The sequence below is a fragment of the Streptomyces flaveolus genome (assembly GCF_000716535.1).
In the GTDB taxonomy this organism is placed as follows: domain Bacteria; phylum Actinomycetota; class Actinomycetes; order Streptomycetales; family Streptomycetaceae; genus Streptomyces; species Streptomyces flaveolus_A.
The window spans coordinates 1-233 of sequence record NZ_JNWV01000207.1; the positions used below are offsets into that span (position 1 = coordinate 1).

A 233-nucleotide genomic window follows, 5' to 3' on the forward strand; every position below is an offset into this window, starting at 1 on the left:
ACCACCTTCGTGGACCTCTTCGAGCAACGGGTACGACAGGCACCGCAGGCGACCGCCGCCGAGTTCGGCGACCACAGCCTCACCTACGACCAGTTGAACACCCGCGCCAACCAACTCGCCCGCTGGCTGATCACCCAAGGTGTGGGCCCGGAAAAGCGGGTCGCGATCTCACTGCCCCGCTCACTGGACTGGCTCATCGCCGTCCTCGCAGTGATGAAGTCCGGCGGCGCCTA

The 233-nt window shown here is 66.1% G+C and carries 1 protein-coding gene; it reads left to right on the forward strand.

Going from position 1 to position 233, the window contains the following annotated elements:
- Nucleotides 1-233: AMP-binding protein (locus OO52_RS45875; RefSeq protein WP_158712720.1), on the forward strand; the 233-nt coding region annotated here is incomplete at both ends.